Origin of the sequence: Streptococcus gallolyticus subsp. gallolyticus DSM 16831, from assembly GCF_002000985.1 — a bacterium.
Classification (GTDB): domain Bacteria; phylum Bacillota; class Bacilli; order Lactobacillales; family Streptococcaceae; genus Streptococcus; species Streptococcus gallolyticus.
In genome coordinates, this window is record NZ_CP018822.1 from 213801 (window position 1) to 235486 (window position 21686).

General features: G+C 39.7%; 19 protein-coding genes. 14 read left to right on the plus strand and 5 right to left on the minus strand.

The genetic code is table 11. From position 1 onward, the window contains the following. Positions 1–10: 10 nt before the first annotated feature. Positions 11–1009, minus strand: a complete 999-nt coding sequence (locus BTR42_RS01260) for a LacI family DNA-binding transcriptional regulator (RefSeq protein WP_077496006.1) — start codon at positions 1007–1009, stop codon at positions 11–13. 150 nt (positions 1010–1159) lie between these two features. On the opposite strand from BTR42_RS01260, the gene BTR42_RS01265 reads away from it, so the two are divergent. The 12 genes from BTR42_RS01265 to BTR42_RS01320 all read left to right on the plus strand — a co-directional run bounded on the left by BTR42_RS01265 (position 1160) and on the right by BTR42_RS01320 (position 17106). Next, positions 1160–2332, plus strand: coding sequence for a galactokinase (locus BTR42_RS01265; protein WP_074658407.1), 1173 nt, complete (start codon positions 1160–1162; stop codon positions 2330–2332). Between the two features lie 19 nt (positions 2333–2351). Continuing rightward, complete coding sequence (gene galT / locus BTR42_RS01270) at positions 2352–3821, plus strand: UDP-glucose--hexose-1-phosphate uridylyltransferase (RefSeq protein ID WP_077496008.1); 1470 nt, start codon at positions 2352–2354, stop codon at positions 3819–3821. A gap of 9 nt (positions 3822–3830) precedes the next feature. Next, positions 3831–4829, plus strand: coding sequence for a UDP-glucose 4-epimerase GalE (gene galE, locus BTR42_RS01275; RefSeq protein ID WP_009853336.1), 999 nt, complete (start codon positions 3831–3833; stop codon positions 4827–4829). A gap of 59 nt (positions 4830–4888) precedes the next feature. Continuing rightward, positions 4889–5758, plus strand: a complete 870-nt coding sequence (locus tag BTR42_RS01280; protein ID WP_077496010.1) for a GNAT family N-acetyltransferase — start codon at positions 4889–4891, stop codon at positions 5756–5758. Positions 5759–5853: 95 nt separating this feature from the next. Next, complete coding sequence (yajC, locus tag BTR42_RS01285; RefSeq protein ID WP_009853338.1) at positions 5854–6225, plus strand: preprotein translocase subunit YajC; 372 nt, start codon at positions 5854–5856, stop codon at positions 6223–6225. A 153-nt stretch (positions 6226–6378) separates the two neighbouring features. After that, entirely contained in the window at positions 6379–7128 is a 750-nt protein-coding gene (locus tag BTR42_RS01290; RefSeq protein WP_003063129.1) for an undecaprenyl pyrophosphate synthase, read from the plus strand. Between the two features lie 12 nt (positions 7129–7140). Further along, positions 7141–7935 (plus strand): phosphatidate cytidylyltransferase, encoded by a 795-nt coding sequence (locus tag BTR42_RS01295; RefSeq protein WP_009853339.1) that lies wholly within the window; start codon positions 7141–7143, stop codon positions 7933–7935. A gap of 100 nt (positions 7936–8035) precedes the next feature. Continuing rightward, a complete protein-coding gene (gene rseP / locus BTR42_RS01300) occupies positions 8036–9298 on the plus strand; it encodes an RIP metalloprotease RseP (protein ID WP_009853340.1) in 1263 nt (420 codons plus the stop codon). A 161-nt stretch (positions 9299–9459) separates the two neighbouring features. Continuing rightward, the gene (locus BTR42_RS01305) at positions 9460–11316 is read left to right on the plus strand and encodes a proline--tRNA ligase (RefSeq protein ID WP_099046279.1); all 1857 of its coding nucleotides are present in this window, start codon (positions 9460–9462) and stop codon (positions 11314–11316) included. A gap of 176 nt (positions 11317–11492) precedes the next feature. Beyond that, a complete protein-coding gene (locus BTR42_RS01310; protein WP_077496012.1) occupies positions 11493–15887 on the plus strand; it encodes a PolC-type DNA polymerase III in 4395 nt (1464 codons plus the stop codon). 113 nt (positions 15888–16000) lie between these two features. Continuing rightward, positions 16001–16453: a MarR family winged helix-turn-helix transcriptional regulator gene (locus tag BTR42_RS01315; RefSeq protein ID WP_009853343.1), complete on the plus strand. Its 453-nt coding sequence runs from the start codon at positions 16001–16003 to the stop codon at positions 16451–16453. Between the two features lie 107 nt (positions 16454–16560). Continuing rightward, positions 16561–17106 carry an NADPH-dependent FMN reductase gene (locus BTR42_RS01320; protein WP_074582060.1) on the plus strand — a complete coding sequence of 182 codons (546 nt, stop codon included), beginning with the start codon at positions 16561–16563 and terminating at the stop codon, positions 17104–17106. A gap of 125 nt (positions 17107–17231) precedes the next feature. Here the strand turns inward: BTR42_RS01320 and BTR42_RS01325 are convergent, their stop codons facing one another. The 3 genes from BTR42_RS01325 to BTR42_RS01335 all read right to left on the minus strand — a co-directional run bounded on the left by BTR42_RS01325 (position 17232) and on the right by BTR42_RS01335 (position 19063). Further along, complete coding sequence (locus BTR42_RS01325; protein ID WP_074582061.1) at positions 17232–17465, minus strand: hypothetical protein; 234 nt, start codon at positions 17463–17465, stop codon at positions 17232–17234. Positions 17466–17736: 271 nt separating this feature from the next. Beyond that, the gene (def, locus tag BTR42_RS01330) at positions 17737–18351 is read right to left on the minus strand and encodes a peptide deformylase (protein WP_077496014.1); all 615 of its coding nucleotides are present in this window, start codon (positions 18349–18351) and stop codon (positions 17737–17739) included. Positions 18352–18418: 67 nt separating this feature from the next. Then, positions 18419–19063: a cyclic nucleotide-binding domain-containing protein gene (locus BTR42_RS01335; RefSeq protein ID WP_009853347.1), complete on the minus strand. Its 645-nt coding sequence runs from the start codon at positions 19061–19063 to the stop codon at positions 18419–18421. A gap of 93 nt (positions 19064–19156) precedes the next feature. On the opposite strand from BTR42_RS01335, the gene BTR42_RS01340 reads away from it, so the two are divergent. Continuing rightward, positions 19157–20317: an MFS transporter gene (locus BTR42_RS01340; protein ID WP_077496016.1), complete on the plus strand. Its 1161-nt coding sequence runs from the start codon at positions 19157–19159 to the stop codon at positions 20315–20317. Positions 20318–20329: 12 nt separating this feature from the next. Next, positions 20330–21184, plus strand: coding sequence for a MurR/RpiR family transcriptional regulator (locus tag BTR42_RS01345; RefSeq protein ID WP_077496018.1), 855 nt, complete (start codon positions 20330–20332; stop codon positions 21182–21184). Between the two features lie 118 nt (positions 21185–21302). Here BTR42_RS01345 and BTR42_RS01350 read toward each other — a convergent pair whose 3' ends face one another. Beyond that, positions 21303–21686: a VOC family protein gene (locus BTR42_RS01350; RefSeq protein ID WP_077496020.1), complete on the minus strand. Its 384-nt coding sequence runs from the start codon at positions 21684–21686 to the stop codon at positions 21303–21305.

Genomic DNA, 21686 nt, shown 5'->3' on the forward strand with positions numbered 1-21686 from the left:
TTAACGTCTTTTATTTCGTGCTATCTCGCAATGTTAGGGTGGTTGCAAGTCTTGTCATTGTTGGGATAGTGTTATGGTTGATAAGTTGGCGATTAAGGATGTCAACGGCAGTCCGTCCCATTTCTTCAGTATAGACAGTGATGCTTGATAAGGCTGGAAAGACTTGTTTAGTTAGTGGGGTGTCGTTAAAAGAGATGAGGCTAACGCGGTCTGGCACAATGATACTAGCTTCTTGGAGAGCGCGAAGCGCACCGATTGCAAGGGTGTCATTGGCAACAAAGAAAGCTTGAGGGAGGTCATTACCAAGTTCGGTAATGGCTTTTTTCATTAATTCATATCCTGCTTGTGCTGAAAAATCTCCGACAAATACGTAGTTAGGATTGTAGAGATTATTTTCATAGGCGTAATTTTTGAAAGTACGGAAGCGTTGGTCAACAATGAGTTCTTGTTGGTCGGTTGTGCGTTCTTCGCCAGCAATCATCCCGATTTTTGTGAACCCTTGGTCCATAAAGTAATCAAGCACCTTGATAACAGCATTATCAAAATCAGTGGTCACGCAAGGGTGTCCTGCATTGAGTGTGTCGCTGTCAACAAACACAAGATTTTGAGACAATTTTTCGAGTTTTGAAATTTGTGCGCTAGAAAATTTACCGATGGCAATAATACCACAGATGTTTTCAGAAATCGTTAAAATATCATTATTAAAGTAACGAATAATATCATAGTCCAGCTCTTGAGCGCGTTTTTCGATTCCGATACGAATGCTGTAATAATAGAGGTCATTGAGTTCTTCTTGCTCACTGTACCATTGCACAATAGCAATTTTTTGCCGTTCTTGTAAGATATTTGTGCTGCGTTTGTGCTTTTCGTACCCCAACTCTTCAGCAACGGTTAAAATGCGATGCCGTGTTTCCTCGCTAACAGAAAGGGTAGCATCTTGATTAAGCACCCGAGAAACGGTTGCTGATGAAACCTTTGCCAACTTTGCAATGTCTTTTAATGTAGCCATAAGTCATCCCTTCTTTCTTATCTTTATTATAGCACAAAAATTAATATAAAGAAAATTTTAAGTAAAACTTTAGTAAACTTTATTGACTTAGAACATCAGCAGGTGTACAATGAAACCGTAATCATAGAAGAAGTAAAAAAGGAGACCCTCATGAAAGTTACAGAATTAAAAGAAGCCTTCACAGCCGTATTTGGCAATGAAGCAGACGCAACCTTTTTCTCACCAGGACGTATCAATTTGATTGGTGAACATACAGACTACAATGGTGGTCATGTTTTCCCAGCGGCTATCACCCTTGGAACATACGGTGCAGCTCGCAAACGTGATGACCAAACACTTCGTTTTTATTCAGCAAACTTTGCTGATTTAGGCATTATCGAGGTTGACCTTGCTAATCTTGTCTTTGATAAAAAAGACAGCTGGACGAATTATCCAAAAGGAGTTATCAAATTCTTGCAAGAAGCTGGGCATACGATTAATACTGGTTTTGACCTTTACGTCAATGGGAATATTCCAAACGGTTCAGGCTTGTCATCATCAGCTTCGTTAGAGCTCTTGGTCGGAATTGTTGCTGAAGAATTATTTGACCTCAACTTAGACCGTCTTGACTTAGTAAAAATTGGTAAACAAACGGAAAATGAATTTATCGGCGTTAATTCAGGAATCATGGACCAATTTGCTATTGGTATGGGAGCTGACAAGCAAGCTATTTACCTTGATACCAACACATTAGAATACGACCTTGTGCCGCTTGATTTAGGTGACAATGTCATTGTTATCATGAATACTAACAAACGCCGTGAATTGGCTGATTCAAAATACAATGAACGTCGTGCCGAATGTGAAAAAGCCGTTGAAGAATTGAATCAAGTGCTTGATATCAAGACACTTGGTGAACTTGATTTGCAAGCTTTTGATGAATACAGTTACCTCATTAAAGATGCTAATCGTCTCAAACGTGCTCGTCACGCTGTTTGGGAAAATCAACGCACTCTTCAAGCCAAAGAAGCTTTGATTGCAGGTGAACTTGAAAAATTTGGTCGTCTGGTCAATGCCTCACATGTGTCACTTGAGCATGATTACGAAGTGACTGGTATTGAGCTTGATACCCTTGCTCATACCGCTTGGCAACAAGAAGGTGTCCTTGGAGCTCGTATGACAGGAGCGGGCTTTGGTGGCTGCGGTATTGCCATTGTCTCTAAAGATAAAGTTGATGAATTCACCCAAAATGTCGGCAAGGTTTATACAGAAATCATTGGCTATGCGCCAGCTTTCTACATTGCTGAAATTGCAGGTGGCTCACGTGTCTTGTCTCGAAAATAAGTAAGATTAGAGAAGAAAAATGAAACTTTTAGATACTTTTGTTGCTAAAGTCATTGCAGTTAGCGACTACACAGCAGATGATATGTTTTACTTGCGTAATCGTGTCCTTGCCCTTGTTGGCGAAGAAGGCGTACAGCAAGAAACGAAGCAAACAGAGCTTATTGCCCTCAAAGATGAACTGGTTGACCTAGCCGTGCAAAATGGCAAGGTTGGTGAATTGGTGGCTGAAAAAGATTGTTTGGGTGCTGAGCTAATGAATTTTATCACGCCTGTCCCAAGTCAGGTGAACCGTAAATTCTGGGATACTTATGCAAAATCTCCTCAACAAGCTATCGCAGATTTTTACGCCCTCAGCAAACGCAACGATTACATTAAAGTTGCTGCAATCGCAAAAAATATTGCCTTTACAACACCATCACAATATGGCGATATTCAAATCACAATCAATTTATCAAAACCTGAAAAAGACCCCAAAGCTATTGCACAAGCTAAACTGGTCAAAGCTTCCTCATATCCAAAATGCCAACTTTGCATGGAAAATGAAGGTTACCAAGGTAGGATTAACCACCCTGCCCGTGCTAACCACCGCATTATCCGTATGAAGTTAGGTGATGAAAAATGGGGCTTCCAGTATTCACCTTATGCTTACTTCAATGAGCACTGCATTATTTTAAATACTGAGCATGTGCCAATGGTTATTAGCAAGGATACTTTTGCGCAATTATTGGACATTGTTGATATTTTCCCAGGGTATTTTGCAGGGTCAAATTCTGATTTACCGATTGTTGGTGGGTCAATTTTGACACACAATCACTATCAAGGTGGGCATCATGTCTTTCCTATGGAAATAGCAGAGCTAGACCGTGAGTTTCATTTCAAAGGCTTTTCTGATGTGACAGCTGGTATTGTCAACTGGCCAATGTCTGTTATTCGTTTGCGTAGCGCTGATAAAAATCGTTTGGTTGAACTAGCTGAAACCATTCGCTTGGCTTGGCGTGATTATTCTGATGATAGCGTTGATGTTGTCGCCTATACAGGAGACACACCGCACCACACCGTGACACCGATTGCTCGTAAACGTCGTGGCTTGTTTGAATTGGACATTGTCCTTCGTGACAATCACACGACTGCTGAATTTCCTGACGGTGTTTATCATCCGCACGCTGATGTGCAACACATCAAAAAAGAAAATATCGGTCTGATTGAGGTTATGGGCTTAGCTATTTTACCTCCGCGTCTGAAAGATGAACTGTCAGAAGTTGAAAAATATCTTTTGAACCAGTATAATGAAATCGCTGACTATCACAAAGATTGGGCAGATAATATTAAAAAACGTACGGATATTACGGCTAAATCAGTGCATAATATTGTACAAGAGGAAGTCGGAAAAGTTTTTGTTCGTGTTTTAGAAGACGCAGGTGTTTACAAACGTGATGAAAAAGGTCAAGCTGCCTTTATGCGTTTTGTAGATAGCGTGGGGTTAGAATAGGAGAAATACATGTCAATTTTAGTGCTTGGTGGGGCTGGTTATATCGGTTCTCACATGGTTGACCGTTTGGTTGAAAAAGGTGACGAAAAAGTCGTCGTGGTTGACAGTTTGGTGACAGGGCACCGTGCTGCGGTTCACCCTGATGCGACATTTTATCAAGGCGACCTTGCTGACCAAGACTTTATGCGTAAAGTCTTTACAGAAAATCCAGATATTGATGCTGTCATTCACTTTGCTGCTTATTCATTGGTTGCTGAATCAATGGAAAAACCTTTAAAATACTTTGATAACAATACAGCAGGCATGGTCAAATTACTTGAAGTGATGAATGAATTTGGCGTGAAATACATTGTTTTCTCATCAACAGCAGCAACTTATGGCATCCCAGATGAAATTCCAATCAAAGAAACAACACCACAACGCCCAATTAATCCGTATGGCGAAAGTAAACTCATGATGGAAACAATCATGAAATGGTCTGACCAAGCTTACGGTATTAAATTTGTACCGCTTCGCTATTTCAATGTTGCTGGTGCAAAACCAGACGGTTCAATCGGTGAAGACCATGGGCCAGAAACACATTTGTTACCAATTATTTTGCAAGTGGCACAAGGTGTACGTGAAAAAATCATGATTTTTGGTAATGATTACAACACGCCAGATGGCACAAATGTCCGTGATTATGTTCACCCATTTGACCTAGCAGATGCGCATTTGCTTGCGGTTAAATACCTTCGTGAAGGTAATCCGTCAACGGCATTCAATCTTGGTTCTTCAACAGGATTTTCAAATCTTCAAATTCTCGAAGCAGCTCGTAAAGTGACCGGCAAAGAAATTCCAGCTGAACTGGCTGACCGTCGCCCTGGTGACCCAGATACCTTGATTGCGTCATCTGACAAAGCGCGTGAAGTCCTTGGTTGGAAACCACAATTTGACGACATTGAAAAAATCATTGCCTCAGCATGGGCATGGCACTCAAGCCACCCAAATGGGTATAATGATAGATAAATATAATAGGACACCAAGTTCAACTTGGTGTCCTATTCTTGATTATAAAAGGAGATATTATGGAAATTATTAGGGCTAATGTTTTAACAGATGAGGAATTGTTGGCAGCTAATGTACTTATCAAGGTTGTTCAAGCGTTTGACCAGACACATCGCACACCGTATTTGTCTAATCAGCTTAATTTTGATGCGGATATGGCAGCGTTTTTCTTGGGTTATGATGAGGGAAAATTAGTGGCTTTATTAACCGTTTATGCTGATTGTCAAGAAGCCGAGCTTGCTATTTTGGTTCACCCAAATCATCGTCGAAAGGGGTATGCAAAGGCGCTCTGGCGTGAATTTGATGAGATTAGACGTGATTATCAACTAAGACCAATCATCATGACTGAGAAGTGTTTTTTAGACAAAAATCCTGACTTGATCAGACATTTGGGCATGGTGTTAGAACCTGATTTTGAATATTGGTTGACACGTGAGCGAGAACCATATCCTTTAGAAGAACGCACGGATTTAACCGTTCTTGAGGCTAGTACAGCACATATTGAAGCTATTGCTGATTTCCAAATGAAGGCTTTTAAAGAATCGAAAGAACAAGCGCTTCATTATGCCAAAGGGGCTTTGGAAGATGAGAATGGCAAGCTGTATACTGTCATGAGAGGAGATACAGTCTTGTCCTCTTGTACAGTTGATTTTAGTACGGATTATAACTATTTTTACGGTTTTGCGGTGGTTGAGGATTGCCGCGGTCAAGGAATTGGCACTTATTTTATGAAAAGGCTGGTGAATCAATTGATTGCTGAAAATGAGAAAGCCTTTCAGATTGCAGTTGAGTCAGCTAACATTGCTGCCAAGAGTCTGTATGAAAAATTAGGCTTTAAAGAGCAGACTCAAGTGTTTTATGCGAAAAAATTGACAGATTTCACACGTTGAATCCTTGCTTTATTACCATTTTAACGGTCAATTCTTGCGTTGATAACTTAAATTTGGTATAGTAAATTTTGACCTTATAAATTTGGAGGAAACATATGGGAACAATTATTATGTTGGTTGTGTTGGTTGGTATGATTTGGTTCATGCAACGTTCACAAAAGAAACAAGCTCAAGAACGTCAAAATCAGCTTAAAGAATTAGCTAAAGGTGATGAAATTGTAACTATCGGTGGTCTTTACGGAGTTGTTGACGAAGTAGATGAAGATAACCAAAAAATGGTTTTAGACATTGATGGTGTTTACTTGACATTTGAATTGAGCGCTTTGAAACGTGTTATTAACCGCGCAGAACAAGAAACTGTTGAACCTGAAACAACTGTTATCGAAGAAGCAACAGAAACAGAAGCAGTTGTTGAAGAAGCTACTGAAGAAGCAAGTACAGATACTGCTATTGAAAGCAAAGATTAATACATGAAGTCAGATGTGAAAAACGTCTGGCTTTTTAAATGCAATGTTTGGAGAATTTTCCAGCATAATCTGCTTAAAAGCGTGTAATAAGTGGAGAAAAAATTGCCAATTTATGGTAAAATATTATAACGAGTATGCTTTTAAGGAAATTTTATGTTTAAATTTAGAAAAAAAGAAAAGGCGATAAGCCTTGAAAAGATTCCAAAACACATCGGAATCATCATGGATGGAAATGGTCGCTGGGCGAAGAAGCGTATGCAACCACGTGTCATGGGACACAAAGCAGGAATGGACGCTCTGCAAGACGTCACCATTGCGGCTTCTGAACTTGGTGTTAAAGTTTTGACGGTCTATGCTTTCTCAACTGAAAATTGGTCTCGTCCCGAAGATGAAGTTAAATTCATTATGAATTTACCAGTCGAATTCTTTGATAAATATGTCCCTGAATTGGACGCAAATAATGTCAAAGTTCAAGTTATTGGTGAAACAGACCGCCTGCCAAAAGATACTTTTGATGCGATGAAACGTGCTTGCGAGAAAACAAAGCACAATTCTGGTTTGATTTTGAATTTTGCGCTTAATTATGGTGGACGTTCAGAAATCACAGAAGCAGTAAAAAACATTGCCCAAGAAGTGCTTGAAGCTAAAATCAATCCTGATGACATTACAGAAGATGTGATTTCAAACCACTTGATGACAAATCACTTGCCGTATTTATACCGCGACCCTGATTTGATTATTCGAACAAGCGGTGAGCTTCGACTAAGTAATTTTCTGCCTTGGCAGTCAGCTTATAGTGAATTTTATTTCACACCAGTTTTATGGCCTGATTTCAAAAAAGATGAGCTGATTAAGGCAATTGCTGAATACAATCGACGTCATCGTCGTTTTGGTGGAATATAGAAAGGAAATGTCATGAAACAACGTGTGATTTGGGGGGCGATTGCCTTACTGATTTTACTGCCGTTTCTGTTGTTAGGAGGCTTATCTTTCCAAGTTTTTGCTGGTCTTTTAGCGATGATTGGTGTGGCAGAAATGTTGCGCATGAAACGTCTAGAATTTTTCTCAATTGAAGGTGTTTTGGCGATGTTGGGAGCTTTTGTTCTTACTGTGCCTTTGGATAATTATTTTACATCGCTACCGCTGGACTCAAGTTTTTCAGTTTATGGCTTGCTAGTTTTTCTACTCTTGGCTGGAACTGTTTTAAACAGTGATGATTATTCATTTGACGACGTTTCTTATCCGATTGCGGCTAGTCTTTACGTCGGCATTGGTTTTCAAAACCTTGTTAATGCTCGTATCAGCGGTTTAGATAAAGTTTTATTTGCTTTGTTTATCGTTTGGGCGACTGACATCGGTGCTTACATGATTGGACGTCGTTTTGGACGCCGCAAATTGTTGCCGAAAGTTTCTCCAAATAAAACAATCGAAGGTAGCCTTGGAGGAATTGTCTGTGCTGTTATTGTGGCTTTGATTTTCATGCTTGTTGATAAGGCAGTCTATACACCGCATAATCTTTTTGCAATGCTTATTTATGTTGTGTTGTTTAGTATTTTTGGTCAATTCGGTGATTTGGTTGAGAGTGCTATCAAACGTCACTTTGGCGTGAAAGATTCAGGCAAATTAATCCCTGGTCATGGTGGTATTTTGGACCGCTTTGATTCAATGATTTTTGTCTTTCCAATTATGCATCTCCTTGGTCTTTTCTAATTTGATTGTGAGTTAACGCTGACAAGTCACTCTTGTCGCTTAATGGCTAGTGAATGATTATTAGGATAATATCAAATTTACTGGTACGGAAAGGAGTAAAATGCTCGGAATTTTAACCTTTATTATCGTTTTTGGAATTTTAGTTATTGTCCATGAATTTGGGCACCTTTACTTTGCTAAAAAGTCTGGTATCTTAGTACGAGAATTTTCTATCGGAATGGGCCCGAAAATCTTTTCACATATTGATAAAGAGGGTACCGCTTATACAATTCGTATCCTACCTCTGGGTGGCTATGTACGCATGGCTGGTTGGGGTGATGATACGACGGAAATCAAGACTGGAACACCTGCCAGTTTGACACTAAATCAAGACGGTTTGGTGACACGTATTAATTTATCACAAAAGCAGTTGGACAACACCGCTCTTCCGATGAATGTCACAGCTTATGATTTAGAGGATAAGTTGGAAATCACAGGTCTGGTGCTTGATGAAACGAAAACTTATTCTGTTGACCATGATGCGACTATTGTCGAGGAAGATGGTACAGAAATCCGTATTGCACCGCTAGATGTACAATATCAAAATGCAACAGTTTGGGGACGTTTAATCACAAACTTTGCTGGTCCGTTGAATAACTTTATTTTGGGAACAATTGTCTTTATCCTTCTTGTTTTCATGCAAGGTGGTGTTCAAGATACGTCAACGAATGTTATTCAAGTAACTGACGGTGGTGCCATGCAGGCAGCTGGTGTTGAAAGTGGTGACCGTGTCTTATCCATCGAAAATTATGACATCTCTAATTGGTCTGATTTGACGGAGGCTGTCACAAAAGCAACTGAAAATATTTCAAGTGGTGATACGATTTCTGTAACCGTTGAAACCAGCTCAGGAAAGACTGAAACGCTTGATATAACACCGAAAGAAAATAATGGTAGTTATTATATCGGTGTTTCGCCAGAATTGAAAACAGGTTTCTGGGACAAGGTCACTGGTGGCTTCCAAATGGCTTGGCAAAGCGCGACCGCTATTCTGACAGCTTTGAAAGGCTTGATTTCAAACTTTAGTTTGGATAAATTAGGTGGTCCTGTTGCCATGTACCAAGCTTCAAGTCAAGCTGCTTCAAATGGATTGACTTCAGTTCTTTACTTATTGGCGCTATTGTCAATGAACTTAGGAATTGTGAATTTGATTCCGATTCCAGCCTTGGACGGTGGAAAAATTTTGATGAACCTTATCGAAATTGTTCGTCGTAAACCGCTTAAACAAGAAACCGAAACTTATATCACCCTAGTTGGCGTTGTTATCATGCTTGTTTTGATGATTGCTGTCACTTGGAACGATATTATGCGAGTTTTCTTTTAGATATATCTGATTACGCCTAAATGATGTAGTACAATAATTTATAAATAAAACCTATTTTTTAGAAAGGAATTTATACGGCCTTTTATAAAAAGAAGATAAGTGAGCTACTTGTTTGATTGAAGAGCTTACTTATTTTCATGATTTGACCGTTATATTTTGTTATGAAACAATCACAAATGCTTATCCCTACGCTTCGCGAAATGCCAAGCGATGCCCAAGTTATCAGTCATGCACTTATGGTACGTGCTGGTTACGTTCGCCAAGTCTCAGCAGGTATTTACGCTTACTTGCCACTTGCTAACCGTACGATTGAAAAATTCAAAGCAATCATGCGTGAAGAATTTGAAAAAATTGGTGCGGTTGAAATGCTTGCCCCAGCACTTTTGAATGCTGACCTTTGGCGTGAATCAGGTCGTTACGAAACTTATGGTGAAGACCTTTATAAACTTAAAAACCGTGATAAATCAGACTTCATTCTTGGTCCAACACACGAAGAAACATTCACAAGTCTTGTCCGTGATGCGGTAAAATCATACAAACAATTGCCATTGAACCTTTACCAAATCCAATCTAAATATCGCGATGAAAAACGTCCTCGTAACGGACTTCTTCGTACACGTGAATTTATCATGAAAGATGGTTATAGTTTCCACGCTGACTACGAAGGATTGGACACAACTTACGAAGATTACCGTAAAGCATATGAAGCTATCTTCACACGTGCTGGTCTTGATTTCAAAGGTATCATTGGTGACGGTGGTGCCATGGGTGGTAAAGATTCTCAAGAGTTTATGGCTATCACTCCAGACCGTACAGACCTTGACCGTTGGTTGGTTCTTGATAAATCAATCGCTTCAATTGATGAAATTCCAGCTGATGTTTTAGAAGATATCAAAAAAGAATTGGCATCATGGTTGGTTTCAGGTGAAGATACCATTGCTTACTCAACAGAATCAAGCTACGCTGCTAACCTTGAAATGGCAAGCAATGAATATAAACCAACAACAAAAGTTGTCGCTCAAGAAGATGTCAAACGTGTGGAAACACCAGATTGCAAATCAATTGATGATGTTGCCGCATTCTTGAAAGTTGACGAAGAACAAACAATCAAAACACTTTTCTTCATTGCTGATAATGAACCAGTAGTTGCTCTTCTTGTCGGAAATGACCAAGTCAATGATGTTAAATTGAAAAACTATCTTGGAGCTGATTTCCTTGAACCTGCAAGCGAAGAAGAAGCTGTTGAAGTCTTTGGTGCTAACTTTGGTTCACTTGGACCGGTTAACCTTCCTGAAAATGTCCGCATCGTTGCTGACCGCAAAGTGCAAGATGTTGCCAATGCAGTTGTTGGCGCAAACGAAAACGGCTATCACTTGACAGGTGTTAACCCAGGACGTGATTTTGAAGCGGAATACGTTGATATTCGTGAAGTTAAAGAAGGTGAAATCTCACCAGACGGTAAAGGTGTTCTTAAATTTGCTCGTGGTATCGAAATTGGACACATCTTCAAACTCGGTACTCGCTATTCAGAAAGCATGGGAGCAACAATCCTTGACCAAAATGGACGTGCTATTCCAATCGTTATGGGATGCTATGGTATCGGTGTTAGCCGTATCTTGTCAGCTGTTATCGAACAACATGCTCGTCTCTTTGTTTCTAAAACACCAAAAGGTGCTTACCGCTTTGCATGGGGTATCAACTTCCCTAAAGAATTGGCACCGTTTGATGTACACGTCATCACTGTCAATGTGAAAGATGAAGAAGCACAAGCTTTGACAGCGAAAGTTGAAGCTGAATTGGTTGCTAAAGGTTACGAAGTCTTGGTTGACGACCGTAACGAACGTGTCGGCTCTAAATTCTCAGACAGCGACCTTATCGGTCTCCCAATTCGTGTCACAGTAGGTAAGAAAGCTGCTGACGGTATCGTTGAAGTGAAAATTAAAGCAACTGGCGATACTATCGAAGTTAACGCAGAAAACCTTATCGAAACTCTTGAAATTTTGACAAAAGAAAATTAATGATAACAAGGTCAGGCAGTCAGTCCTGATCTTTTCTTTTGTGTCGAAAAAAGATTCCATTTGTGGTAAAATTAAGAGATAACGTAACTAGAAAAGAAGGCAAAATATGGTAACCAAGAGGTGTATTTTGCTTAGTAGATAAATTTAGTTTTTGGAATTGAGGTAGTTTACGCATTATGTCAGAATTATTTAAAAAATTGATGGAGCAAATCGATATGCCGCTTGACATGCGACAATCTTCTGCTTTTTCATCTGCAGATATTCGTGAAGTTAAGGTGCATTCTGTATCTCGCCTCTGGGAGTTCCATTTTTCATTTGCGGAAATTTTGCCAATTGACATCTATCGTGAATTGTCTTATCGATTGGTGAACACTTTTAAGCAAGCGGATATCAGAGCGACTTTTGATATTCAGGCAGAAACTGTCGATTTTTCACAACCTTTATTGCAAGCCTACTATGAAGAAGCTTTTGAGCATGCTCCGTGTGATAGCGCCAGCTTCAAGGCTTCTTTCAGTAAATTGAAGGTCTCTTATGATGGCACAAAATTATTGATTGAAGCGCCAGCATTTGTTAACAATGACCATTTTCGCAAAAATCATCTGCCTAATCTAGCTCGTCAATTTGAAGCATTTGGTTTTGGCAAACTTACCATTGACATGGTTTCTGATGAAGCGATGACGCAAGCTTTACGAGAAGACTTTACGTCAAATCGCGAAGCTATGGTGGAAAAAGCGGTGCAAGAAAATCGTGAGGCGGTTAAATCTCTGGAAGCTTCTATGCCACCAACTGAAGAAGCACCAAAACCTAAATTTGATTTTAAAGAACGTGCCAAACAGCGCCGTGCAGGTTTTGAAAATGCCGAAATCACACCAATGGTTGAAATCACAACAGAAGAAAACCGAATTGTCTTTGAAGGAATGGTTTTTGACGTTGAAAAGAAAACAACTCGTACAGGACGTCACATTATTAATTTTAAAATGACTGACTACACATCAAGTTTTGCCATGCAAAAATGGGCAAAAGATGATGATGAGTTGAAAAAATACGATATGATTGCCAAAGGGTCATGGCTTCGAGTTCGTGGAAATGTTGAAAATAATAATTTCACCCATGCATTGACCATGAATGTGCAAGATGTCAAAGAGATTGTTCATCATGACCGCAAGGATTTAATGCCAGAAGGTCAAAAACGTGTGGAATTCCATGCCCATACGAATATGTCAACTATGGATGCGTTGCCAACGGTTGAAGAATTAATTGATACAGCAGCGAAATGGGGACACAAGGCTGTTGCTATTACTGACCACGGCAATGTGCAAAGTTTCCCACACGGTTATCACAGAGCACGTAAAAATGGTATCAAGGCGATTTTTGGTTTAGAAGCTAATATCGTTGAGGACAAAGTGCCGATTGCCTACAATCCTCAAGATATTGAGTTAAACGAAGCTACCTACGTCGTATTTGACGTGGAAACGACTGGGCTTTCTGCGGTCAATAATGACTTGATTCAGATTGCGGCTTCAAAAATGTACAAGGGAAATATTGTTGAGCAGTTTGATGAGTTCATCAACCCAGGTCATCATTTATCAGCTTTTACAACGGAATTGACTGGTATTACGGATAATCATGTTCGCAATGCTAAACCGATTGAAGAAGTCCTTCAAATGTTCCAAGATTTTTGTCAGGATACTGTGCTAGTTGCCCACAATGCAACCTTTGACGTTGGCTTTATGAATGCCAATTATGAACGTCATGGCATGCCAATCATTACACAACCTGTCATTGATACCTTGGAATTCGCCCGAAATCTCTATCCAGAATACAAACGTCATGGTTTGGGACCATTGACCAAACGGTTCCAAGTTTCGCTAGAACACCACCATATGGCGAACTACGATGCGGAAGCAACGGGGCGCTTGCTCTTTATTTTCTTGAAAGAAGCACGTGAAAACCACAATTTAACCAATATGATGGATTTGAATACGAAATTGGTTGCTGAGGATTCTTACAAGAAAGCACGTGTCAAACACGCGACGATTTATGTTCAAAACCAAACAGGTTTGAAAAATATTTTCAAACTCGTCAGCCTTTCTAATGTCAAATATTTTGAAGGTGTGGCTCGTATTCCGAGAACGGTTCTTGACGCCCACCGTGAAGGGCTCTTGCTAGGAACAGCCTGCTCAGAGGGCGAAGTTTTTGATGCGGTCTTATCTTCAGGGGTGGATGCTGCGGTTAAAGTAGCGAAATATTATGATTTCATCGAAGTTATGCCACCAGCGCTTTACGCTCCGCTATTGGCACAAGGAACAATCAAAGATGAAGAAGGTATCCGACAAGTCATCCGAGATTTGCTTGAGGTTGGACGTCGTCTGAACAAGCCTGTTTTGGCGACTGGGAATGTCCATTATATCGAGCCTGAAGATGAGATTTACCGTGAAATCATTGTCCGTAGTTTAGGGCAAGGGGCACCGATTAACCGTCCGATTGGTCGTGGTGAAAATGCCCAACCTGCTCCGCTACCAAAAGCGCATTTCCGTACAACCAATGAAATGTTAGATGAATTTGCCTTTCTTGGCGAAGATGTCGCGTATGAAATTGTTGTTAAGAATACCAATGATTTTGCTGACCGTTTCGAGGAAGTTGAGGTTGTTAAGAAAGACTTGTACACACCTTTCCTTGAAAAATCAGAAGAACGTGTCGCTGAAATGACCTATCAAAAAGCCTTTGAAATCTATGGTAATCCACTTCCTGATATCGTCGATTTACGTATTGAAAAAGAATTAACGTCAATTTTGGGTAATGGATTTGCCGTGATTTACTTGGCTTCGCAGATGTTGGTAATTCGTTCCAACGACCGTGGTTACTTGGTTGGTTCGCGTGGTTCGGTTGGGTCAAGTTTCGTGGCAACCATGATTGGAATTACCGAAGTTAACCCAATGCCACCGCATTATGTCTGTCCAAATTGTCAGCATTCAGAATTCATCACCGATGGTTCTGTTGGTTCTGGTTATGATTTGCCTGACAAGGATTGCCCAGAATGTGGCACACGTTACAAGAAAGATGGACACGATATTCCGTTTGAAACCTTCCTTGGTTTTGATGGAGACAAGGTTCCCGATATCGATTTGAACTTCTCTGGTGATGACCAACCGTCAGCTCACTTGGATGTTCGTGATATTTTTGGTGAACAATACGCCTTTCGTGCTGGAACCGTAGGTACGGTGGCAGACCGTACTGCTTACGGATTTGTTAAAGGTTACGAACGTGATTATGGCAAATTCTATCCAGAAGCAGAAGTGGAACGCTTGGCACAAGGTGCAGCTGGTGTTAAACGTACGACTGGACAACACCCAGGTGGTATCGTTGTTATTCCAAACTACATGGATGTGTATGATTTTACCCCTGTTCAATACCCAGCGGACGATTTATCAGCAGAATGGCAAACCACTCACTTTAACTTCCACGATATCGATGAAAACGTCTTGAAACTTGATATTCTCGGTCATGATGATCCGACCATGATTCGTAAATTGCAGGATTTATCTGGTATCGATCCTAAGGATATTCCTGCTGATGACCCAGACGTTATGGCGCTTTTCTCAGGCACAGAAGTGCTTGGTGTCACCCCTGAACAAATCGGAACGCCGACAGGAATGCTTGGTATTCCAGAATTTGGGACAAACTTTGTTCGTGGTATGGTTGAAGAAACTCACCCAACAACATTTGCCGAATTGCTCCAGTTATCAGGACTTTCTCATGGTACCGACGTTTGGCTAGGAAATGCTCAAGACTTGATTAAAGAGGGGATTGCCACGCTGAAAACCGTTATCGGTTGTCGTGACGACATCATGGTTTACCTCATGCACGCAGGTTTGGAGCCAAAAATGGCTTTTACCATTATGGAACGTGTGCGTAAGGGAATGTGGCTTAAAATCTCTGACGAGGAACGCAATGGATACATTGAAGCTATGCGAGAAAATAATGTGCCCGACTGGTACATTGAATCCTGTGGTAAAATCAAGTACATGTTCCCCAAAGCCCATGCGGCAGCCTACGTTTTAATGGCGCTTCGTGTAGCTTACTTTAAAGTACATTATCCGATTTACTACTACTGTGCTTATTTCTCAATCCGTGCTAAGGCCTTTGACATTAAGACAATGAGTGCTGGGCTTGATGCGGTGAAAGAACGCATGGCTGATATTTCTAATAAGCGTAAGAATAACGAAGCTTCAAATGTTGAAATTGATTTATACACCACACTTGAAATTGTCAATGAAATGCTCGAACGTGGTTATAAATTTGGTCAACTTGACCTTTACCGTAGTGATGCAACCGAGTTTATCATCGACGGTGATACACTTATTCCACCATTTGTAGCGATGGACGGTCTTGGTGAAAACGTTGCTAAGCAAATTGTTAAAGCACGTGAAGAAGGAGAATTCCTCTCAAAAATGGAACTCCGCAAACGTGGTGGCGTTTCAGCCACATTAGTTGAAAAAATGGACGAAATGGGAATCCTTGGCAATATGCCAGAAGATAACCAATTAAGTCTGTTTGATGATTTCTTCTAAGATAGAAACTTAAACTAGGATAGAAACGAACAAATTGCTTTCAGAAAAACTGGCGTGGTTTGTTCGTTTTCTTATGATATTTATTTTTAAAGGGAAATTTTTAAGGAGACGAAATGGCGAATTTCAAAAATAATGCTGTAAAATCAATGGTTGTGATGCGAAAAGCTTTTCGCACGATTGATGCTAGAGTATCAGAGTCGTTTAAAGTTGACCATTTGACACCGACTCAATTTGGTGTTTTAGACGTTCTTTATGCCAAAGGACCGATGAAAATCGCAGAGCTACTAGACAGTATGTTGGCAACTTCTGGCAATATGACGGTTGTCATCAGAAATATGGAGAAAAAAGGTTGGGTGACACGTACCACTTGCCCTCACGATAAACGAGCTTATCTGGTTGGGTTAACAGAGCAAGGACGCCAGGTCATTGAACACGCTCTGCCACTCCATATCGCTAAAGTTGAGGAAACTTTTTCAGTGCTAACAGAGGACGAACAAGCAGAACTCATTCGACTTTTGAAAAAATTCAAACCTTGTGAGCAAAATAATTTACAAAATCAAAAATAAAGCGTACAATGACGGCATATAAAAAAGCACTATTTAGTGATAAATGATACTTTGATTTCTTTAAAACTAATCATTACTAAATAAATAACCTTTTTAAGGAGACTCACATGAAAAAAATTCTATTTGTTGTCGGTTCATTGCGAAGCGGTTCTTTCAATGCTCAATTCGCTAAAAATGCTGAAAAAGTACTTGAAGGAAAAGCAGAAGTTAGCTATCTTGATTGGTCACAAGTACCAGTCTTTTCACAAGATTTAGAAGCTAATATTCCAGCGGCTGTTCAGGCAGCTCGTCAAGCTGTTTCAGAAGCTGATGCTATCTGGATTTTCTCACCTGTTTACAACTTTGCTATCCCAGGTTCTGTGAAAAACTTGCTAGACTGGTTGTCACGTGCCATTGACCTTTCAGACCCAACAGGTCCATCAGCAATCAATGAAAAAGTAACGACGGTTTCTATTCTTGCTAATGGTGGTCACGAACAAGCGGCAGAAAGCTATCGTGCCTTGCTCCCATTCATCCGTACACAATTTGTCGATGAAATCACAACGACACGTGTAAATGATTCAGCTTGGGTGGATGGTGTGTTCGTTCCAACAGAAGAAGTTCTTGCAAATCTTGACAAACAAGCTCAAGCCCTTCTATCAGCAATCGACTAAATCAAATCATACACAAAAAGCTCATTGTCAGCCGTAATGGTTGATAATGAGCTTTTTTATATTGGGGATACATCTTAATATCAAATTGATGATATTAACAACTATATTCTATATCAAATTATTAATTAATAGAGAGTAGTGTTGGCTTTTTGCCCGATAAGGAACAACACAATTGCTACGATTCCAGAGACAAACCCAGCAATGCCAGCGATAGCACCGATTATAGTGACAACATTAGAGATAATTCCATGGTTACCCACGTGGTTTAGTAAGCTAATCAGGCTAAGTGACAACCAACTCATTGCCGTCAAAGCAAAGGACAAGAGTAACATTTGATTATGTCGTTCTAATTTCACCATAAACTTTTCTCCTCAAGAGCTTTCTCTGTTTGAATAGTATTATTTATTGCTAATACTAATAAGCTAACTATATCACAATAAAGGCGTGACTTACGATATTCTCAAATATGAAATTTATTTCCCCAAAAATCTCATATTCGAAAATAAATATATACTTTTAAACGAAGATGTTTTTTTATTACGAATGGTTTTGCTAAAATGGCATCTAAGTTCGCCTTAGCCACAAAAAAACTCATTGTCAATTTCTGCGAAAGACAATGAGCTTTTTGTTTTATTCGATAATTAGCATACCTTCTTTAATGGCAAATGGATTTTTTTCATCAATGCGGTCGTAGAACATGATACCATTGGTGTGGTCAATTTCGTGTTGAACGACGATTGAATTATAACCTTTGAGTTTAATGCGATGTTTTTCACCATTTTTATCAAAGTAATCAACGGTTACACGCGAGTGACGAACCACATAGCCTTCGACAACACGGTCAACAGACAAGCATCCCTCACCGTCAGCAAGCGCAGCATCTTGAACAGAATGTGCCACAACTTTTGGATTGTACATAACTTCTTGTAAGCTATAAGCTTCTTTTGGTAGATTACCGTCTTTGTCTTCAGGATTTGGAACGAGAACAGCAATGATGCGTTTTGAAATGTCTAATTGTGGAGCTGCTAGACCAACACCACCACGCAAGCCCATTTTTTCAGCTGTCACAGGGTCTTGTGAGTTTTTCAAGAATTGTAACATTTTTTCGCCTAGAATAATTTCTTCATCAGACAAAGGAAACGTTACTTCTTCGGCAACCGCACGAAGTGTCGGATTGCCTTCACGAATGATGTCATCCATATTGATTAAATGACTTGGTTTTGCTAATTTTTCAATAACTGACATATTTTCTCCTCAATTTATTCTATAATAACAATATAGCACAAAAATGCGGAACGAGAAAGTTAAAGGCTTAATTAGTGATTTTTAGGTCAATCAATTGCGTCATGTCTTTGATGTAATAATAGGGTCTGCGTTTTTCGATGATTCCTGTATCAATCAGTTCATGAATGACACGCAGTAAATGACGGTAGCTGACGCTAAATGAATCAGCAAGGCTTGTCAATTCTAATTTGAAAACACCTTTTTCCTCGATAGCCAAGATATGCGTTGCTAAGCGTTCTTTCAATGTGTAATTTAAATTCGTTGACGCGCGAATGTTTTGCTCGTAGAGAGATTGTGCTAAGCCTTTGCTCAAGTTTAAAAGCAGAGCATTGTCAGCAAGCAATTGTTCACGAATACCAGCTAAGGGGAGTTGGATAATGAGAGTATCCTCGAGGGCGATAACAGATGATACGACAGGCTGGTCTGTTAATAACTCAATATCACCGATTAAGGTTGGCTTTTCTTTAATGTCAAGAATGTGCTCTTTTCCGTTAAAAAGTCGGCGAACAATTTTAAGTTTTCCCTTGGCAAAGTAAGAGAGTGCTGTTAATGATTCGCCTTGATGACAAATGGCATCCCCAGCAGATAGTTGCAAGACTTGCAATTTATCAAAATAATGAGTAGGGAAGATTTTTTCTAGCTGATATTCTTTAATATAGGCTTCTAATGACACGTATATCTCCTTTTAATTGTGACAAAAGTCATATTTTTATGCGTTAACTTTGATTATACTTGATTTGATGAAAAAAACAAGTAAGGAGTTCATATGAAAGCACTTTTGGAGAAACTTAGTCTCTTGTCACTGTCTCTCATGTTGGTTTCGACCTTTTCAACGTCAACAGCTTTACCGCAAATGATTACAACGTTTCAGCAACAAGGCTATGCTGCAAGTCAGGTTGAAATGCTATTTTCCATTTCCTCTTTTGCCATTATGGGAATGTTGGTGATAAATCCATTCTTGGACCGTTTTCTGTCAGAACGCAGCAGTATCATTTTAGGACTGTCATTCATTGCATTTGGTGGAAGTTTGCCCGTTGTTGGCAAAACGTATGCGCTGGTTGTTGTCTCACGTGTGCTTCTAGGAATGGGAATTGGTCTGATTAACGCGCGTGCGATTAGTATCATTAGCGAAAATTACCAAGGAAATGAGCGCGCACAAATGCTTGGCTTTCGTGGGTCGTTTGAAGTGCTAGGCAATGCTTTTTTAACAGCTCTGGTAGGTTTTTTAGTGCCGTTTGGTTGGTCATGGGCGTTTATCGTTTATCTGTTTGCCTTACCTATTTTACTGTTTTATTTGCTGTTTGCTCCAAAACGAGCTGTTGTAGCGGAAGTGGCTAGCCAAAAAACATCAGCTAAATTTACAAAAAAAGATATTGTGTATATTGTCGGATTGTCTTTATTGGCAGGATTTGTGATTAATATTAATAGTGCCAATAGCCTTAGAATTCCAGTTATCGTTGACCAACTGCACCTTGGAAGTCCACGCCAAGCTAGTTTGATTTTGAGCGGCATGATGTTAATGGGAATTCTCTCTGGTATTTGCTTTGAAGGCTTATTAGCACGATTTAAGAAACAGTTGATAATTGTTTCCTTGCTTCCATTTGCTCTTGGGTTGTTTATGCTTGGTGTGGCACACAATCTCTGGTTAATGCTTATCGGAGCAATGCTTTCGGGGTTCTGGTACAGCATTGTGGTTACAAGCGTCTTTAGCAATGTGTCAAATAAAATATCGCCACAATTGATTGGACATGCGACAACTTTGGTTCTGCTATTTTGTAATTTTGGCGGAGCTAGCGCAGCCATTGTCCTAAATCTTTTTTCAAAAATCAATCCACAACCTGGTTTTGCCTTTGTGATTTATGCTATTATTAGCCTAATAATCAGCCTTGTCTTGATGTTTAAAACACGCTTTTTAAGCCAAAAATGATACAATAAACCTATGAAAATGATACAAAGGTTACAATTACTAGAACACCTAACACCGACAGAACAGATTTTAGTAGATTACTTAAAAGAAAATCCAGAAGAATTTATTGCCTTAAAGCCAAGAGAAGTCTCAGATAAACTTTTTATTTCTGTTTCGACTATTTACCGCTTGATTAATAAGCTGGGATTGCGTGGGGTCAATGACTTGAAATTACTTTTGCGAACAGACCTCCAACAAGGTCAAAATCACCAAGTTTCAGATATTGATTTTCCAATTTTAGAAACGGATACGCACTATGAAGTGATGTTGCGGTTAAAAGAGGTTTATGAGCGAACAATCGAGGATACCTTGGGGTTAGCAGACCCAGAAACGTTGGTTTCTGCCGTTGAAAAAATGTCAAAAGCAAACATCATCGACATTTATACTTCATCAGCGAATCTGTATTTTGCGGAAAATTTTCAATTTCAAATGCAGGAGATTAATCAGCTGGTGGCGGTACCAAAAGACGACTATATCAAGAGTTTGACAGCGACAAACAGCGATAGTAGTCACTTGGCTTTCGTGATTTCGTTTGGTGGTCGCGGCTCTTCAATGGAGGCCTTTTGCAAGATATTGAAGAAAAATCAGGTACCTATTATTCTCTTGACATCAACACAAGGAAATCCCTTGACAGCTTATGCTGACGATATTATTTACATGGCTTCTTCTGAAAATCACTACAATAAGATGTCGTCATTTTCGACACGAATGACCTTACTTTATTTGTTAGATAGTTTGTACTCTTTGTATTTCCAATTAAATTACGACCAAAATTTGGCATTCAAATTGGAAGCTTATGAGCGAATGACCAAAACGAAAAAAGAATAAAAAAACTTGGTAACTACTCCTAATACCTATCTGATTAGGATTTAGCCCAAGCTTTTTTTGTTTGCTATAAGTGAGATTCGCAAATGCTGGATAGGTAATCTGCCCATAGCAAAGCCTATTAAACGGTCAATTCTAAACGATTTCCTTCGGGGTCACAAACGACGGATTCGTAGTAACCGTCACCAGTTGTTCGGGGTTGACCTAAAACATGATAGCCATCGTTTTCAAGCTGTGCCGTTAACTGATCAACGGCTTCTTTACTACCAAGTGAAATGGCTAAATGAGCAAAGCCAAGACTCTCATCAACGCCTTCAGAAATGTCCTCGCGATGACACAATTCCAATCGAGCAGCATTGTCAGGGAAGCTTAAAAAGTAGGAAGAAAAACCTGTTCGTGGATTGTGATAACGTTCAGAAGCTGTTGTTTGAAAGTATTTAGCAAAAAACTCTTTCATCGTTTCTAAATCACGTACCCAAACACCGATGTGTTCAATTTTTATCAT

Excerpts from the sequence above, each read along its gene's own strand:
- BTR42_RS01310 (WP_077496012.1), top strand. The coding sequence starts at position 11,493 with ATGTCAGAATTATTTAAAAAATTGATGGAGCAAATCGATATGCCGCTT.
- galE (WP_009853336.1), top strand. The coding sequence starts at position 3,831 with ATGTCAATTTTAGTGCTTGGTGGGGCTGGTTATATCGGTTCTCACATG.
- def (WP_077496014.1), bottom strand. The coding sequence starts at position 18,351 with ATGTCAGTTATTGAAAAATTAGCAAAACCAAGTCATTTAATCAATATG.
- yajC (WP_009853338.1), top strand. The coding sequence starts at position 5,854 with ATGGGAACAATTATTATGTTGGTTGTGTTGGTTGGTATGATTTGGTTC.
- BTR42_RS01315 (WP_009853343.1), top strand. The coding sequence starts at position 16,001 with ATGGCGAATTTCAAAAATAATGCTGTAAAATCAATGGTTGTGATGCGA.
- galT (WP_077496008.1), top strand. The coding sequence starts at position 2,352 with ATGAAACTTTTAGATACTTTTGTTGCTAAAGTCATTGCAGTTAGCGAC.
- BTR42_RS01260 (WP_077496006.1), bottom strand. The coding sequence starts at position 1,009 with ATGGCTACATTAAAAGACATTGCAAAGTTGGCAAAGGTTTCATCAGCA.
- BTR42_RS01320 (WP_074582060.1), top strand. The coding sequence starts at position 16,561 with ATGAAAAAAATTCTATTTGTTGTCGGTTCATTGCGAAGCGGTTCTTTC.
- BTR42_RS01350 (WP_077496020.1), bottom strand. The coding sequence starts at position 21,686 with ATGATAAAAATTGAACACATCGGTGTTTGGGTACGTGATTTAGAAACG.
- BTR42_RS01295 (WP_009853339.1), top strand. The coding sequence starts at position 7,141 with ATGAAACAACGTGTGATTTGGGGGGCGATTGCCTTACTGATTTTACTG.
- BTR42_RS01305 (WP_099046279.1), top strand. The coding sequence starts at position 9,460 with ATGAAACAATCACAAATGCTTATCCCTACGCTTCGCGAAATGCCAAGC.
- rseP (WP_009853340.1), top strand. The coding sequence starts at position 8,036 with ATGCTCGGAATTTTAACCTTTATTATCGTTTTTGGAATTTTAGTTATT.
- BTR42_RS01345 (WP_077496018.1), top strand. The coding sequence starts at position 20,330 with ATGAAAATGATACAAAGGTTACAATTACTAGAACACCTAACACCGACA.
- BTR42_RS01290 (WP_003063129.1), top strand. The coding sequence starts at position 6,379 with ATGTTTAAATTTAGAAAAAAAGAAAAGGCGATAAGCCTTGAAAAGATT.
- BTR42_RS01280 (WP_077496010.1), top strand. The coding sequence starts at position 4,889 with ATGGAAATTATTAGGGCTAATGTTTTAACAGATGAGGAATTGTTGGCA.
- BTR42_RS01265 (WP_074658407.1), top strand. The coding sequence starts at position 1,160 with ATGAAAGTTACAGAATTAAAAGAAGCCTTCACAGCCGTATTTGGCAAT.
- BTR42_RS01325 (WP_074582061.1), bottom strand. The coding sequence starts at position 17,465 with ATGGTGAAATTAGAACGACATAATCAAATGTTACTCTTGTCCTTTGCT.
- BTR42_RS01340 (WP_077496016.1), top strand. The coding sequence starts at position 19,157 with ATGAAAGCACTTTTGGAGAAACTTAGTCTCTTGTCACTGTCTCTCATG.